This is a genomic window from Sphingomonas sp. BL-S-28 (assembly GCF_055521515.1).
This window is the reverse complement of record NZ_CM145484.1, coordinates 3436096-3451568: the sequence shown is the minus strand read 5'-3', so window position 1 is coordinate 3451568 and position 15473 is coordinate 3436096. Positions and strand designations below refer to the sequence as shown.

Here is a 15473-nt window from a genome sequence, read left to right as displayed (position 1 = left end):
ATGGCTGCCGTTCCGCCTCCTGGACTGACCGAAAGCGCGCCCTCCGAAACTTTTGGGCGCTGGCTCGATGCCTATCCGGTTGCGGTGTCTGGCGGCGATCTGTTCGGCGATGCCGCCGATCCCGTCGCCGCACGCTGGCGGGCGGTCGCCGCGGGCCTCGCCGCCCTGTCCGAGGGCGATCCGATCGGCTTGCAGGAAGCCGCCACGCGCAATGCCGCCGATCTTGGTCTGACGTTCCGCGTTACGGGCGAGGAGGAGGAACGCGCGTGGCCGCTAAACGCCATGCCGGTGGTAATCGGCGCCGGCGAATGGGCGACGATCGAGCGTGGGTTGATCCAGCGCGCGGAACTGTTCGAACACCTCGCGGCCGATATCTATGGCGACCAGCGGATGGTGCGGGAGGGGCATCTGCCGGCGGCCGTCATCGCCGGAAGCCCGTTCTTCGCCCGCAAGATGCTCGATCCGGCGCGGCGGTTGGGGGCGGAGCAGGCACACCCGCACTTCATACAGGTCTATTCGGCCGACCTCGCGCGCGGGCCGCGCGGGCAATGGCGTGTCCTGCAGGACCGCGTGCGCATCGCCGCCGGCATCGGCTATGCGCTGGAAAACCGGCTGGCGATGACGCGCCTCGCCGGCCATCTGCTGGCCGACCAGCAAGTACGCCGCATCGTCGATTTCTTCTCGGTCATGCGCGAAGGCATGATCGCCGCCTGCGGGCGCGAGGCGCCGCGCATCGCCCTGCTGACGCCGGGACGCTTCAACCAGACGTATGCCGAACAGGCCCACCTTGCGCGCTACCTTGGCTTTCCGCTGGTGGAGGGGCGTGACCTTTCGGTGGTGGACGATCGCCTGTGGGTCGGCACCATTGCCGGGCCCAAGCGCGTCGATTCGATCTGGCGCTGGATCAACACCACTTCGCTCGACCCCCTCGCCTTCGACGCCCGCTCGCAACTGGGCGTCGCCAATCTGTTCGAGGCATGGGCGCGTGGCGGTGTCGGCATGATCAACTGGCCGGGCACCGAAGTGCTGGAAAGCCCGGCCTTCGCCGCCTTCATGCCGCGCCTTTGCAAAGTCCTGCTCGGCGAGGACCCGGTCCTGCCCAATATCGCGACATGGTGGTGCGGGCAGGCCGCCGAAAGCGCGACCGTTGCTGCGCGGCTTTCCGATCTGGCGGTGCTGCCGGCCTTCGGTCAGGCGGTGGAGGCACTGGAACGGCGCGAGCCGGTGGCCGGGGCCGATCTGGACGGGGCGCAGCGGTCTGCCTTGCTCGATGCGCTGGCACGCCGCCCCATGGACTATTGCGGGCAGGAGATCGTTCACCTTTCCACCGCACCTGCCATCGTCGAGGGAGAGGTCGTGCCGCGCCCCTTCACCGTGCGCGCTTTCGTCGCGCGCGATGCCGATGGCAATTGGGCCGTCATGCCCGGCGGATTCGCCCGCCTAGCCGCCAGTCAGGCGCTGCCGACCTCGCTTATGGGCGAGGGCGAGATTTCCGCCGACGTCTGGGTGGTCGATGAAGCGCCCAGCGCTGCGCAGTTCACCGTGCGCACGCTGGCCGAGCCGCCGATCTCGCGCGGGGGCGGCATCCTGGCCAGTCAGGCGGCGGACAACCTCTACTGGTTCGGCCGCTACAACGAGCGTGCGCAACTGGTCACCCGCGTGCTGCGGGCTTTGCTTGACGGATCGGTGGAGATCGACGGTGGGCCGGCGGATCAGGATGGTGTGGTCCAGGCGCTGGTCGGCCTGCTGGGCGAATCCGGCAGCATTGCAACGCTTGAGGAAGCGCCCGACGAGGCGGCGGATGTACATGCTATCTGCGCGGCGGTCCTGGCTGAGGCTACGCTGCCTGGCGGCATCACCGCGCTGATGCGGCGGCGGCAGGCGGTGGGCCTTGGCTTGCGCGAGCGATTCGCGCGCGATTTCTGGCGCCTGGTCAGTCAGGGCGTGCCGCAAGTGGACCCTCACCGCCCGGCCACCCTGCTGGGCGCGGTGCGTCGGCTGACCGAGCACTTCAGCGCTCTGGCCGGGCTCGTTTCCGAAAACATGGTGCGTTCCGCGGCATGGCGTTTCCTGGAAATTGGCCAGCGGATCGAACGCGCGCAAGGTATCTGCCGCATGGTGCGCCAGTTGGGTGATGCCACGCTGACGAATGCGCCGGACGGGGATGGTATCGGGCATGATGGCGGCGCGCTGGGTGTGCTGCTGGACTTGTGCGACAGCCAGATCATCTACCGCACGCGCTATCTTACCGGGCCGATGGCAGGGCCGGTGCGCGACCTTCTGCTTCTCGATCCCGACAATCCGCGCGCGCTGGTGTTCCAGATCGCGGGTATCGTCGAGCATCTGGCCGCGTTGCCGAGCGGACGTGATGACAATCTGCCCGAACCGCCACTCAGGCTCGCTCGCGCCCTGCTGGGCCGGCTCCAGGCGGCCGTGGCGCAGGACATGACCAGTCTGGCGCTGGCCGAGATCGAGCAGGAACTCTACAGCCTCTCCGACTCGGTTTCGGCGCGCTACTTCCTCCAGTTCGATCCGGAACAGGCCGAGCGGCGGACTGCGCTGCTGTGATGCGCTATTCGATCAGCCATATCACCACGTTGGAATATGCCGCGCCCGTGCGGTTGGCGCAATTCAACGCGCGCCTGCGGCCCATGGCCTGGCCGGGGCAGAAGCTCAGCGATTATGCCCTGACGGTCGACCCCCAGCCCGCCACCGTGGCCGAGCGCGAGGGGGGGTACTACGTCAACGAAGCGCGGTTTTCGCTGCGGGAGCCGATCTCGCAGCTTCAGATAGAGAGCCGATTCACCGTTCAGAAGGAGCCGTTGCCGTTCTTCGTCACCGACTCCAGCGGACCGGGCCTTGCCGATTTGCGTGAGCGGGCCATGCAGAAGCCGGACCTTTCGGCGCTTGGCCCGGCTTCTTACAGCTTTGCCTCGCCCATCGCCGCGCCCGAGCGCGACATTGCCATGTGGGCCAGTGGGTTCCTCAGCGAATCGATGCCGGTGGTGGAGGCGGGGCGGCGGCTGATGGCGGCGATCCATGGGCAGTTCGCTTACGAGTCGGGCGCGACCGTTGCCGATACGCCGCCGATCGAGGCATTTCGCGCGCGGCATGGCGTCTGTCAGGATTTCAGCCACATCATGATCATCGCGGCGCGGGCGCATGGCATTCCGGCCGCCTATGTCAGCGGCTATCTGCGCACGCTGCCGCCGCCGGGGCAGCCGCGGCTGGTGGGGGCGGATGCCATGCACGCCTGGGTCAACTTGTGGTGCGGCGACGATCTGGGCTGGATCGGCTTCGATCCCACCAACGACATGCTGGCCGATACCGACCACATCTTCATCGGCATGGGGCGGGACTATTCGGACGTCGCCCCGTTGGACGGTACGTTTCGCGGTTCCTCGCAGCAGAAGATGTTGTTTTCGGTGGATGTGGCGCCGCTGGATTGAGCTGTGGCGGATGCTTGAGTCCTGATTGGACCAAAAGCCCAACCCTAGCGAACCTCACACTCGTCGCCCCCGCGAAGGCGGGGGCCCCGCTTCCTTTTGTCACGCTCGCGAAGAACAAGCGGGATCCCCGCCTTCGCGGGGATGACGGGAAAGGTTGTGGCGGCAAGCGCGACTCGCGGTGGCTTTTCGGTTCAATCTGATCGGCGCCCGCTCTAAGCGCTGGCAATGAACGCGCTTCTGTTTGCCGCCGCCGTCCTCGCCGCGATCAATCTCTGGACTTTCGCCGTCTACGGCTACGACAAGGCGCAGTCCCGGCGGGGCGGTGGGCGTGTGCCGGAGCGTCGCCTGCTGACGCTCGCTGCCATCGGCGGGTCGCCCGGTGCGCTGCTGGCGCGCAGCCTGTTCCGGCACAAGACCCGCAAGCAGCCCTTCGTGAATTACTTGCGCGCCATCCTGTGTCTTCAGTGCCTGGCACTGGCCGGCGCGGCGTGCTGGGCGATGGGCGCCCCCTGAAACGCCCATCGTTGCGATTCGCGCGTCTCAGCCGCAGTCGTGCGCCCCGCGTGCGGCCACCGGCTGGCCGGGGAAGATGCCCGCGATCGCCAGCGCCGCGCCCAGCTTGGACAGGGTTTCCAGAACGTCACCCACGGCGTCTTCCTGCACCACCAGTTCCAGCGTTCCGCGCGTTTCCTGCGCGCCGCGGTCGCGCAGCGAGGTGACGAGTTCGAGAATCACGGCCTCATGCTCCGAAACGTGATCGCAGGCCATCGGGCAGAAAGCGAAGGTTTCCAGCGCGTCGCGGTTGAAGATCAGCATGGTCCGGTGGAAGGGCTGAAGGCCGCCGATCATCCGCCAGCGGGCAAAGGCGGGGGCCAGTGCCTCGGCCGGGCAGCGGCGCTGGGCCAGCGTGGTGACCCAGGCGCGCATCGACCAGACGAGGAAGCGGCAGCCCTCATCAAGGGTGCTCAGGGGGCGGTCGACATACTGGTACATGGCAGGGTCTCCGGGTGGCGAAATCAGGGTTATGCGAAAAGGGGCTTGAACTTGCGAATGATTATCATTAGCCATTGATACGCAGCTTGTCCTGGCCGTCAAGCCTGCACCCGAGGACCCAGGTTCGGCGCTTGTCATGGGGCGCCGAGACTGCCCTTCCTGTCCAACTGGGCCGGACCGTATTTCGCTTTTTGCAGAGATCCGTCCGGCCCATTTTTTCCCGGCCTTTCCCGCAGTTATCCGGCAGATTTCTTCAGGATCATCCACAGGGATGTCCCGCTGGAATGCACCGGTCGTGCACTGCCGATCCCCATTGTTTCCCGAATTTGTGCAGGATTTGTCCACAGACATGTCAACGCGCGCCGCCCATGGGGCAGCGCGCGTTCGATTTTCAGCGATTCGAGTAAAAAGGGGTGGGCGGGACGGCCCTCAGCGGTAGTCGAAACCGCCCTTCGGCTGGATTTTCAGCGTGTTCTGCTGAAGCGCCGTCATCAGGTAAGAACCGACCAGCATGGGCACTTCCAGCATCTGTTTCTCGTCCCAGGTCTTCGCCAGCGTGTCCCAGGTCGAATCGGCCATGCAGTGATCGGCAACCAGTTCTTCCACCGCGCGCAGCATCGCCGATTCGTGCTCGGTCCATCCGGCGGCGGCGGAGCCTTCCAGCACGCGTTCGATTTCCTCGACCGTGATGCCGAACGCCTTGCCGATATCGACATGCTCGCACCATTCGAACGGCGCGCCGGCAAGGCGGGCTAGGCGCAGGATCATCAGTTCGCGCTCGCGCCCCGGAATCGCCCCGCGCGCGGCCAGTTCGATGCCCAGCACCATCTGCCCCTTGAACATGCCGGGATGGCGCAGCGTGATCAGGCTGACATCGGGGAAGGGGCGGCTTTCGGGAATATGGAAGGCGGCGCGAATCGCATCGACCTGCTCCTGACCTTCCGGGCTGACTTCGTTAAGCCGCAGCGGGGCATAGCGGGGGCCGCTTTCCACAGTCTGTGCCATGCGTGCGGCCTCATCGAATTCCACCCGGCCGCTGTTCGCCTTATTCATCTTCGCTCACCTGTATGTTGGGAAAGGGTCATGCCGCCGCGTCGAACGGGGCCCAGCGCTCCATGCGCTCAAGATAGGGGGTGAAGCGCTGGCGCACCGCTGCCGGATCGAGGCCGAAATGGGCTGGATCGGGCTTGCTCATGCGTTCCGCGCTGCTGTTGCTTTCCCACCAGTCCGCCATGGCCTGCGCGAAAGGCGGCGAGACATCCTCGCCCAGCCAGGCGTAGAACGCGCGCACTTCGCCCAGCGGGTCCTTGTGCATGGCGCGGAAGTGGATGTCGAAGAAGCGGTGGTCGTTGCCCTTTTCGCGAAAGGCGATGGCGCGGTTCATCGCTTCCGACCAGCAGCGCAAGTTGAGCGCGCCGAGGTAGGCCATGTCCACATGGTCGCTGAACTTGCCGATGATGTCGGCATAGACGGTCGCCACCGACAGGATCACGTCGGCCGGATCGCGGTGCGTCATCACGAAGCGCGCGTCCGGGAAGGCCGATGTCAGCGCGTCGAGATAGAGCATGTGCGTAGGCGCCTTCAGCCGCCATGGCCGCGCTGGTGCACCCCATTGCAGCAGCTTAAGCACCCGCTTTTCATAAGCGTAAGTGGCGGAAAGATCGGCATTCAGCAGCCAGTCCGAATAGCGCGGGATCTGCGCGAAGGCCTGAAAGATCTGGCTTTTGAAATCGAGCGCCATCAGGTCCTGGCACTCCATCGCGCCATCGATGCCCGAAGGAGTGCGCTTGCCGTTCTTCAGCAATTCGTCGCCGCTGGTGACGGCGACCCCGCGGCGCGGATCGGGGCCTTCCACTGTCGAAGGCGGCGGGCAGGGCTGGGAGCTTTCCCAGACGCGCAAGTATCGGATCGCCGGATCGCTCGCGAGCAGGAAGGACAGCGCCGACGACCCGGTGCGGGGCAGGCTGACGCCGAACAGGGGGGCGACGATCTCTTCCTCGTCGATTTCCGGATGGCGGCGGTACCAGTCCTCCACCAGCAGGCGCTGCTTCAGGTGCAGCACGATGCGTTCGGTCAGCGCGCGTTCGCCGACGGCATTGAGGCGAGCCTCGCGGTTCAGCGAGTCGGCCAGAATTTCCAGCCCTTCGCGGAAGCCGTCCGGGCCGAAGTCGGTCAGGCCGGTCTGGCGTTGCGCTTCCTCGATCAGTTCCCTGTGGTCCTGCATCGCTCATCCCCAACATCGGGTGCCCGGCTTTGGCCGGATCGTTCCGCGAGCGACTATGCGGGGCGGGAGGGGAGCGCGCCAACCGCCGGGGCGATGATGGAAAGGGCTATCCCCGCGCGGCGCGCACCGCTGCGCCGCCCGCAAACGGAGCGATGGCCAGCAGGACAAGGCTGGATGCAGCCGCCAGCGCCAACCCGCTCGGCCCGCCGGAGCCAAGGCTTCCCGCGCCGAAGATCAGGACCGGTACGGCCAGCGGGATCACCAGCAGTCCGCCCAAGGCAGCGCCGCCGCGCAGGCCCGCCGTGAGTGCGGCCACCGTCACGCCCAGCGCGGCAAGGCCGGGCGTTCCCGCCAGCAGGCCCAGTTCCACGGTTCCCAGCGTGGCCCCGTCGATTCCCAGCAGTGCGGCGGCGGGCAGGGCGGCGAGCATGAGGGGCGGGCCGAAGCTCAGCCAGTGCGCCAGCACGCGCACGGCCAGCACCATCTCCTCCGAAATGCCGCGCAGGGCCCATTGATCGAACAGGCCGCCCTCGATGTCCGGCTCTACAAGCCGGTCGAGTGGCAGGATCGCCGCCAGCAGCGCGGCCACCCAGATCACGCCGCCGCCGGTTCGCGCCAGCAGACGCGCGTCGGGGCCAACGGCAAAAGGATAGAGCATTGCCACCGAAAGGAAGAACAGCACCGGCATCGCCGCGCCGCCGCCGCGTCCGCCAAGCAGCAGGCGGGCAAGATCGCGCTTGAGCAGGGTAACGAAACGCCCGTTCATATGGCGTGCTCGCCAAGGGCCAGCGTGCGCTTGTGCGTGAGCGTGAAGGGCTGGTGCGAGGCGATCAGGGCGATCCCGCCAGCGGCGCAATGGTCGGTCACGAGCGCTTCGGTCAATGCAGCCGCATCGCCGTCCAGCCCGTTCAGCGGCTCATCCAGAAGCCAGATCGCCGCGCGCTGGCCGATCAGGCGGGCGAGGGCGGCACGCTTCTTCTGGCCGGTGGACAGATAACGCACCGGCACGTCCAGCAGGGCGGTCAGGCCAAGTCGATCCAGTTCGCCGTCAGCCGCGCGGTCCAGCTTGCGCCAGAACTCCAGCGCGCGGCCAAGCGGCAGGGCGTGATCCAGTGCGTGCCGTTCATCGACAAGGCCGATCAGGCCGTTGGTCTCCACGCGTCCGGCAAAGGCGGGTGCAAGGCCGGCGACGATGCGCAGCAGGCTGGATTTGCCGATCCCGTTGCTGCCGGTGACATGCAGCGCCTCTCCGCCACCGAGGCGCAGCGATAGGCCGCGGAACAGCACCCTGTCGCCACGCCGGCACGCGAGATCTTCGATAGCGATGGATGCCCCTTGCATGAGGCCCGGCGATAGTGGAAAGGCGCGGGACTGCCAAGCGAAGTCAAAACAGGGCCGAAGCCGGCTTAAACAGGGCAGAGGAGCACACAATGTCGATCGCCCGCCTCACCGATGCAGAGCGCACCGCGGTACTGGGTACTTTGCCCGGTTGGACCTTGCGCGAGGATGGCCTGGCCATCGTGCGCACTCTGAAATTCCATGATTTCAACGAAGCGTTCGGCTTCATGGCGCGCGTCGCCATCGAGGCGGAAAAGCGCGATCACCATCCCGAATGGTTCAACGTCTACAATCGCGTTGAAATTACACTGACGACCCACGATGCCGGAGGGCTGAGCCAGCGCGACGTCGCACTGGCCCGCTTTATCGACGGCGTCGCCCCGGCCGCCTGATCGTGGGTGAGGACCGGTTCCTCACGCGGCCGCTTTCGGTCGTGCTCGATTTCGCGCGTTTTGGCGCCGCGCTGCTGGTGGCGGTGGGCCATGCGGTGCAACTGGGCATCTATCGCGGGCCGTTCCCGTTCGGCCTGCGGATGCAGCATTACTGCGTGATCGTGTTCTTCGTGCTGTCCGGGCTGGTCATCAGCACATCGGTGCTGGGCGGACGGTCCAGTCTGCCGCGCTACTTCGTCGCGCGCGTATCCCGCATTCTGCCGGTCGCGATCCCGGCGCTGCTGTTCGCGGTGCTGGCGGCCTACGTCTTCGCCGGGCCCATGCGCGTCTATATCGACAACAGCCCCGATGATCCGCTGGAAGTGGCGACGCGCCTGCTGCCGCCGATGGCATTCGTCAGTGCCTGGCCGGGAATGCCCGCGCCGGTGTGGAATCCGCCGTATTGGTCGCTCTGCTACGAAGTCTGGTTCTATGCGATCTTCGCGCTGGCCGTGTTCCTGCGCGGCTGGGCGCGGGTGGCGACAGTCGCGGTGGCCTGTTTCACCGCCGGCGGGGCGATCCTGCTGCTGATGCCGGTGTGGCTGATGGGGGTGGCGCTGACCCATGCGCCGGTGGCCCGCCGCCTGTCGCCCATTGCCGCGCCGGTGGTTCTGGCGGCCTGCCTGGGGCTGGCGCTTGCCCTGTTCGAGGTGGACCGCGCGGTGCTCAATCCGCTGCTCAAGGCATGGTGGCCGGGGAAGGCGCAGTGGTCGCAATGGGCCTTCGCGGACTTTGCAATGGGGCTGATCATGGTCCTTGCGCTGACGGCGCTGCGCCCGCTGGCGGAGCGCTTTGCGCAACCGATGATGCGGCTAAAGGACACGGCCGGCCTGCTCGCCGGATTTTCCTTTACACTCTATCTGTTCCACTGGCCGCTGCTGCAACTGGCCCGCTCCCACGGGCTGGTGGCGGGGCGCAGCCCGGCCGCCTTCGTGGCGCTGCTGGGGCTGGTGGTGGCTACCTGCGCCTTGATCTCGTTGCTGACCGAGCGGCAGTCGCCCCGTCTGCGGCGCTGGATGGAAGCGCGGATGTTCGCACCGGCGGCCGGCAAAACGGAAGAGCGGGGCGCCTGAATCTACGCTCTAGAGCGCCGGATTGTTGTAGCAGTGCCAGGTGAAGATCGCCGCCGCGCCGCGATGCGGGCGCCACTGTTCCGCCAGTTCGCGGGCTTCCTTTTCGCTGGGCCGCGCATCCAGCCCCAGGATCTTGTGAATACCCGCCTGCACGGCCAGATCGCCGGCGGGCCAGATGTCCGGCCGCCCCTCGGCGAACAGCAGGTAGATTTCCGCCGACCAGCGGCCGATGCCCTTGATCTGCACCAGTTGGGCGATCGCTTCCTCATCGTCCTTGGGCAGGTTTTCAAGGTCCAGCGTCCCGGACACCACCAGTTCGCATAGCGAGCGGGCATAGCCCTGCTTCTGCCGGGAAAGGCCGCAGGCACGCAGTGCGTCGAAATCGGCGGCGAGCAAGGTTTCCGGCGCGATGCCGGTGCCCAGCAATGCCTCCATCCGCGCCCATACCGAAGCTGCCGCCGCCACTGAAACCTGCTGGCCGACGATCGTGCGCAGCAGCGTGGCATAGCCGGTCGCGCGGATTCGCGGCTCAGGATAGCCGGCACGTTCCAGTGCGCGCGCCATGGCCGGTTCGCGCGCGGCGATTTCGTCCAGCCCAAATTTCAGTGCGTCGGCGCTCAAGCCCATCATGCGTCTTTCTTGCCAAAGGGGGTTGCAGCCTTTAGCAGCCGCAGGCAAAGGCCGGAATGGGCATGTTATGATACATGCTGGATCAGAAAAAGGATGGACGGGAATGCCGCAGATTATTGTCGTCAACCAGTCGGGTGAAGAATCGACCGTCGAGGCCACCGTGGGCCGCACGCTGATGGAAACGATTCGTGACAGCGGCTTTGATGAACTTCTGGCACTGTGCGGCGGTTGCTGCTCCTGCGCGACCTGCCACGTCCACATCGATCCCTCCTTCGCGGACAAGCTGCCGGCGATGAGCGAGGACGAGAACGACCTGCTCGACAGTTCCGACCACCGCAACGAATATTCGCGCCTGTCGTGCCAGGTGCCGATCACCGACGCGCTGGAAGGCTGCAAGGTCACGATCGCGCAGGAAGACTGAGTTCCCGCGATTTTTGCGCCTTCGGGCGGACACGAGAACGGCAGGTTTGCGGATCGCGCAAACCTGCCGTTCTCGTGTCCGGACCATGTGTTGGAGGTGAAAATTCACGCCGACTTTAGCGATCCAAAGCGCAAATCATTTGCGCCGGGGCCTTCGCGTTCCTAGTTGTGCGGGCATGACAGCTCCTGCACCCCAGCGCTCCACCCTCGACCTTATCGGCAATACTCCGCTCGTCCTGCTCAAGGGCCCTAGCGAAGCTGCGGGTTGCGAGATCTGGGGCAAGTGCGAATTCGCCAATCCCGGCGCATCGGTGAAGGACCGCGCGGCCCTGTGGATCGTGCGCGATGCAGAGGCACGTGGCGAGCTTAAGCCCGGCGGCACGGTGATCGAAGGAACGGCGGGCAACACCGGCATCGGCATTGCGCTGGTCTGCAATGCGCTCGGCTACAAGTCCGTGATCGTCATGCCGGATAACCAGTCCAAGGAAAAGATGGACACGTTGCGCGCGCTCGGCGCCCAGCTGGTGACGGTGCCGCCCACGAAGTTCTCGGACCCCAACCACTTCGTCCACACTTCGCGCCGTCTTGCGGCCGAGACGGAAGGGGCGATCTGGGCCAACCAGTTCGACAATATCGCCAACCGCAAGTCGCACATCGAAAGCACCGCGCCGGAAATCTGGCAGCAGATGGACGGCCGGATCGACGGCTTCACTTGCGCGGCGGGTACCGGCGGCACAATCGCGGGCACCGGCATGGGGCTGAAGGCGTTCGATGAGGGCATCACGATCGCGCTCACCGATCCCTACGGCGCCGCGCTGTACAACTATTACGCCCATGGCGAGCTGAAGGCCGAAGGTAATTCAGTGGCCGAGGGCATCGGGCAGGGCCGCATCACCGCCAATCTGGACGGTGCGCCGATCGATACCCAGTTCCGCATTTCCGACGAGGAGGGCCTTGAATGGGTCCGCCGCCTGCTGTCGGAAGAAGGGCTGTGCCTTGGCCTGTCCTCCGGCATCAACGTGGCCGGCGCGGTGGAGCTGGGCCGCAAGCTGGTGGCCGAAGGAAAGCGCGACGTTCGCGTGGCGACGATCCTGTGCGATACGGGCTTCCGCTACCTTTCCTCGCTCTTCAATCGCGAATGGCTGGAAGCGAAAGGCCTGCCCGTCTTCCCTTGGTTGGCAAGCTGAGGTAAACGGTCTGCCGATGGCAGGGAACATTCCGCCCAATCTGATAGAGCCGGCCGCTGCTCCTCAGCATTTCGTGCCGCCTTCCACGCGCGAACTGCGCGCGCAGGCGGTGCACCGGCTGCAGGTGGGCCTGTTCGGCCTCTGCGCGATGCTGCTGATCGTGGGGCTGGCGAACATCATCATGGATCGCGCGCGGCTGGTGGATGCGGCCGATCCGATCCAGCAGGTCGTCGCCGCCGATGCCAAGCCCAAGCGGCAGGTGGCCGATCCCTTGGCGGATATCGGCGTTGTGCCGGCCGCCGATCCCTCACCGACCCCCAGCGCCACTGGCGACGCCACGGACAGCACCGGAACTGCGCCGCCGGAAGCGCAGTAAGCGGGCCATTGGCGTGAGGCGGGCCGCCGCGCGGCTTGCTGGCGTGTGGTTGGCCGGCGTATGGTTGGCCGGCGTATGGTTGGCCGTATCCTGTGTGTTGCTCGCGCTGCTGGCCGCCTGCCATCGCGGGGACGATCCATCGCCGCAGGCGCAGCGGATCGGGCTCAGCACCAGTCTTCCTATCCTCTGGGGCGAGAGCGACGATCCGCGCGAATTGCTGGCGGACGGCGCGCCGCGTTCGTGGGCGGCCGGGGCTCTGGCGGAGCAGGGCGAAATCCAGCCTCTGGACAGTCTTGCCGATGCGCAAGGGCGCCTGCCGCTGCCGACGGATGCAGTGCTGGTGATGGCGCAGCCACGCCCGCTGACGCCGCAGGAGAACCTGGCGCTCGATACCTGGGTGCGCGCGGGTGGGCGTTTGCTGCTGTTCGTCGATCCGATGCTCACCCAGCCCTCGCGCTATCCGCTGGGCGATCCGCGGCGGCCGCAGGACATGGCCATGCTGTCCCCGATCCTTGCCCATTGGGGGCTGGAACTGTGGTTCGACCCGGCTGAGCAGGCCGGAGAGCGGGATGTCGCGTTCAAGGCCGCGCCGGGGGAATTGGCTCTGCCGGTGAACCTGCCGGGGCATTTCCGCCTATTGGGGATTTCCGGGGATGGAACATCCAATCGGGGAAATCGCGGGATGGACCGCAATCCGGGATCCTTGGGGAATTCCGGTTGCGGTTCCGCATCCTGTGCGCTGGAATCGGCGGAAATCCTTGCCGGTTGCCGCATCGGGCGCGGCAGGGTGCTGGCTGTGGCCGATGCGGCGCTATTTGAGGATCCGGGCGGCCCCGCCGGCCCTGTTCCGCGCCGCAAGGCGCTGACCGCGCTGCTTTCCCGGCTGAAAAGTGGGGCCCGGCTGAAAAGTGGGGATTGAGCGGGGCGTTTTGGGGACGATCCGGGATACGTAATTTCCCTGAGTATCATCTCTTTAATTTCAATCACTTATGGAGTTAATACCAGGTTAATCCCCGGATCCCTGTGGGTGAGCCGTGCCCCAAATCGGAGAGAATTCCGCGAATTCTTCCCATCGATCCCCAAATTTCCCTTTAATCCCCCGTCTTCCCGCTATACATAGGAAGGCAATCGGAATGGCTGAGTCTTGCCGTGCTCCCGCAGGAGGGAGCCGGACCCTGCGGCATTTGCTGCGGCGGGGGCGGTACGGGTCATGCCGGGCGGATCCGGACGTTCCGGGGCGAGTGGCCGCAGAGCGGCTGCAACAGGGCAAGAAGGGGCAGGCGGCATCGTCATGGCGGGGCGGCCATACATATACAACGGACAGGGCTTCTCGCTTCTGCGCGACAAGAACCGGTTCGTGCTGCCCAATGCCTTCCGCCCCACCGTGCGCGAATCGAGCGGCAAGGACCTGCTCTGCCTGACCACCCACGATCGCTGGCCCTGCCTCGTGGGCTTCGGCCTTTCGCGCATCGAAGAGTTCGAGGACGAACTCAAGGAACAGCAGGACCTCGCCATCCGCGCCGGCAAGGAATTCGATGCCGACAAGCGCGCCAGCGACATCTACGCCTCCTACGAAGTGCCGTTCGACGGTTCGGGCCGCTTCGTCCTGCCTGAAGACCTGGCCGCGCTCGCCGGCGTGACCGACCAACTTTATTTCCGCGGCAACGGACGGTTCTTCACCGTCTGGTCGCCCGAGAGCCTGAACGAAATGGATGATAGCTGGAAGGCGGCGCAGACCGCCTGCAAGAGCCTTGCCGCCAAGGATCTGGCCAAGGCAGGCCGCAAATGACCGGATCGCGCACCATTCCCGAGGGTGTCCCTCATGTGCCCGTGCTCCTTGAGGAGGTCGTCGCCGCCCTGAACCCCCAGGGCGGCGACGTCATCGTCGACTGCACGCTGGGCGCGGGCGGCTATACACGCCGCCTGCTCGACGCGGGTGCCACCGTCCATGCGTTCGACCGCGATCCCGACGCGATTGCCGCGATCGAGGAAAACCGTGGAAAATGGCCGGAGCTGGACCTCAGCCCGCCGCGTCTCGTGTTGCACGCCCGCCGGTTCTCCGAAATCGTCGCAGGCCTTGAAGAAGCCGGAGTCACCACTGTGGACGGCGTCGTCATGGATATCGGCGTTTCCTCCATGCAACTCGATCAGGCGGAACGGGGCTTCTCGTTCGGCGCCGATGGTCCGCTGGATATGCGCATGAGCCAGGACGGCCGTTCGGCTGCGGACTTCGTGAACGAGGGAGACGAAGCCGAAATCGCGGATGTGCTGTTCCAGTATGGCGAAGAGCGCCAGTCGCGCCGCGTGGCCCGCGCCATCGTGGCCGCGCGTCCGCTGGAAACCACCGGCGATCTGGCCCGCGTGGTGCGCAAGGCGATCGGTTACAACCCGGCCTACAAGGGCAGCAATGCCCCGAAGGACCCGGCGATCCGCACGTTCCAGGCCATCCGCATCCATGTGAACGGCGAACTGGACGAGTTGGAAGAGTGCATGGCCGGCTCCGAAACCGTGCTGCGCGAAGGCGGCCGGCTTGCCATCGTTACCTTCCACAGCCTGGAAGACCGCATGGCCAAGCGCTTCCTGCGCGATGCGGCGGGGCAGGGCGGCGCGACCTCTCGCCACCTGCCGCAAGTCGGCGGCGTGCAGGCCACTTTCGAAAAACTCTCCAAGGCCATTCGCCCCGGCGAGGCCGAGCTGGAAGCAAACCCTCGTTCGCGCTCTGCCACGCTTCGCAGCGCCGTGCGTACCCAAGCCCCCCCCAGAACGCAGAAGCGGCACAAAGACAGGAGTCCGGCATGAACCTCACGCGCGACCGCGTCCATTCGATCGGGTGGATTTCCGTGCTGCTGGTCTGCGGCGCGGCGACGCTTGCGCTGACGCTCCGGGTCAATGCGGTGAAAAGCGAGGTCCATTCGACCGAAAACCGCATCGTGCGCGTGCAGCAGTCGATCAACTTCCTTGAGACCGAGTTCCAGACCCGCTCCAACCAGCAGGCGCTGAACCAGCTCAACGATCTGGAGTTCGGCTACAAGGCGCCGTCCGCCGCCCAGTATATCGAAGGCGAGCGCCAGCTTGCCGCGCTGGGCAAGGCGATGGGGCCGGGCGCGCCGCAGCCGATCCGCTATGCCAATGCAGAGCAGGGCGGCAGCGACGGGGCTGAGGAGAAGCAGGGTACCGGCTTGCTGGCGATGGTCTCGCCGGTCGATCCCGCGCATGCGGCAACGCCTTCGGCCACTTCGGGCGCGGGCGCGAAGAACCGCGATCCGGAGCGCGAGGAAATGCTGCGTGATGCCGCCGGCCTTGGCAAGCGTCTGGCGCGCGTCGAAGTGGCGGAGGCTGCCCAGCAGTGAAC

General features: G+C 66.2%; 17 protein-coding genes and 1 pseudogene. 12 read left to right on the top strand and 6 right to left on the bottom strand.

The features are described 5' to 3' along the window. The 3 genes from ACZ1JC_RS24830 to ACZ1JC_RS24820 all read left to right on the top strand — a co-directional run bounded on the left by ACZ1JC_RS24830 (window position 1) and on the right by ACZ1JC_RS24820 (window position 3962). On the top strand, window positions 1-2568 hold the full coding sequence (locus ACZ1JC_RS24830) for a circularly permuted type 2 ATP-grasp protein (protein WP_465137629.1): 2568 nt from the start codon (window positions 1-3) through the stop codon (window positions 2566-2568). Continuing rightward, window positions 2568-3449 (top strand): transglutaminase family protein, encoded by an 882-nt coding sequence (locus ACZ1JC_RS24825; RefSeq protein WP_465138496.1) that lies wholly within the window; start codon window positions 2568-2570, stop codon window positions 3447-3449. Before ACZ1JC_RS24830 ends, ACZ1JC_RS24825 begins: the two co-directional genes overlap by 1 nt. A 225-nt stretch (window positions 3450-3674) precedes the next feature. Beyond that, window positions 3675-3962 carry a DUF1294 domain-containing protein gene (locus tag ACZ1JC_RS24820; protein WP_465137630.1) on the top strand — a complete coding sequence of 96 codons (288 nt, stop codon included), beginning with the start codon at window positions 3675-3677 and terminating at the stop codon, window positions 3960-3962. Window positions 3963-3989: 27 nt separating this feature from the next. On the opposite strand, the gene ACZ1JC_RS24815 is transcribed toward ACZ1JC_RS24820, so the two are convergent. The 5 genes from ACZ1JC_RS24815 to ccmA all read right to left on the bottom strand — a co-directional run bounded on the left by ACZ1JC_RS24815 (window position 3990) and on the right by ccmA (window position 8007). Next, window positions 3990-4442, bottom strand: a complete 453-nt coding sequence (locus tag ACZ1JC_RS24815) for a hypothetical protein (RefSeq protein WP_465137631.1) — start codon at window positions 4440-4442, stop codon at window positions 3990-3992. A 429-nt stretch (window positions 4443-4871) separates the two neighbouring features. Next, window positions 4872-5495, bottom strand: coding sequence for a carboxymuconolactone decarboxylase family protein (locus tag ACZ1JC_RS24810; protein ID WP_465137632.1), 624 nt, complete (start codon window positions 5493-5495; stop codon window positions 4872-4874). Window positions 5496-5523: 28 nt separating this feature from the next. Beyond that, window positions 5524-6666 (bottom strand): sulfotransferase family protein, encoded by a 1143-nt coding sequence (locus ACZ1JC_RS24805; RefSeq protein WP_465137633.1) that lies wholly within the window; start codon window positions 6664-6666, stop codon window positions 5524-5526. Window positions 6667-6772: 106 nt separating this feature from the next. Next, a complete protein-coding gene (locus ACZ1JC_RS24800; RefSeq protein WP_465137634.1) occupies window positions 6773-7432 on the bottom strand; it encodes a heme exporter protein CcmB in 660 nt (219 codons plus the stop codon). Beyond that, window positions 7429-8007 (bottom strand): heme ABC exporter ATP-binding protein CcmA, encoded by a 579-nt coding sequence (gene ccmA, locus ACZ1JC_RS24795; RefSeq protein ID WP_465137635.1) that lies wholly within the window; start codon window positions 8005-8007, stop codon window positions 7429-7431. Before ccmA ends, ACZ1JC_RS24800 begins: the two co-directional genes overlap by 4 nt. Before the next feature lie 80 nt (window positions 8008-8087). Between ccmA and ACZ1JC_RS24790 the strand changes: the two are divergent. Beyond that, window positions 8088-8396, top strand: a pseudogene (locus tag ACZ1JC_RS24790) (4a-hydroxytetrahydrobiopterin dehydratase); the annotation flags it as partial. 2 nt (window positions 8397-8398) lie between these two features. Next, on the top strand, window positions 8399-9508 hold the full coding sequence (locus ACZ1JC_RS24785) for an acyltransferase family protein (protein WP_465137637.1): 1110 nt from the start codon (window positions 8399-8401) through the stop codon (window positions 9506-9508). Window positions 9509-9517: 9 nt separating this feature from the next. On the opposite strand, the gene ACZ1JC_RS24780 is transcribed toward ACZ1JC_RS24785, so the two are convergent. Beyond that, window positions 9518-10135, bottom strand: a complete 618-nt coding sequence (locus tag ACZ1JC_RS24780) for a DNA-3-methyladenine glycosylase family protein (protein WP_465138497.1) — start codon at window positions 10133-10135, stop codon at window positions 9518-9520. Between the two features lie 106 nt (window positions 10136-10241). On the opposite strand from ACZ1JC_RS24780, the gene ACZ1JC_RS24775 reads away from it, so the two are divergent. From ACZ1JC_RS24775 to ACZ1JC_RS24745, 7 genes are all read left to right on the top strand, one after another. Further along, window positions 10242-10559, top strand: coding sequence for a 2Fe-2S iron-sulfur cluster-binding protein (locus ACZ1JC_RS24775; protein ID WP_465137638.1), 318 nt, complete (start codon window positions 10242-10244; stop codon window positions 10557-10559). A 175-nt stretch (window positions 10560-10734) separates the two neighbouring features. Further along, complete coding sequence (locus tag ACZ1JC_RS24770) at window positions 10735-11745, top strand: cysteine synthase A (protein WP_465137639.1); 1011 nt, start codon at window positions 10735-10737, stop codon at window positions 11743-11745. A gap of 16 nt (window positions 11746-11761) precedes the next feature. Then, window positions 11762-12121, top strand: coding sequence for a hypothetical protein (locus ACZ1JC_RS24765; protein WP_465137640.1), 360 nt, complete (start codon window positions 11762-11764; stop codon window positions 12119-12121). Window positions 12122-12134: 13 nt separating this feature from the next. Continuing rightward, entirely contained in the window at window positions 12135-13040 is a 906-nt protein-coding gene (locus ACZ1JC_RS24760) for a Gldg family protein (RefSeq protein ID WP_465137641.1), read from the top strand. Between the two features lie 372 nt (window positions 13041-13412). Beyond that, window positions 13413-13910, top strand: coding sequence for a division/cell wall cluster transcriptional repressor MraZ (locus ACZ1JC_RS24755; protein ID WP_465137642.1), 498 nt, complete (start codon window positions 13413-13415; stop codon window positions 13908-13910). Then, window positions 13907-14920 (top strand): 16S rRNA (cytosine(1402)-N(4))-methyltransferase RsmH, encoded by a 1014-nt coding sequence (gene rsmH / locus ACZ1JC_RS24750; protein ID WP_465137643.1) that lies wholly within the window; start codon window positions 13907-13909, stop codon window positions 14918-14920. Before ACZ1JC_RS24755 ends, rsmH begins: the two co-directional genes overlap by 4 nt. Further along, complete coding sequence (locus tag ACZ1JC_RS24745) at window positions 14917-15471, top strand: hypothetical protein (RefSeq protein WP_465137644.1); 555 nt, start codon at window positions 14917-14919, stop codon at window positions 15469-15471. Before rsmH ends, ACZ1JC_RS24745 begins: the two co-directional genes overlap by 4 nt. Window positions 15472-15473 lie beyond the last annotated feature (2 nt).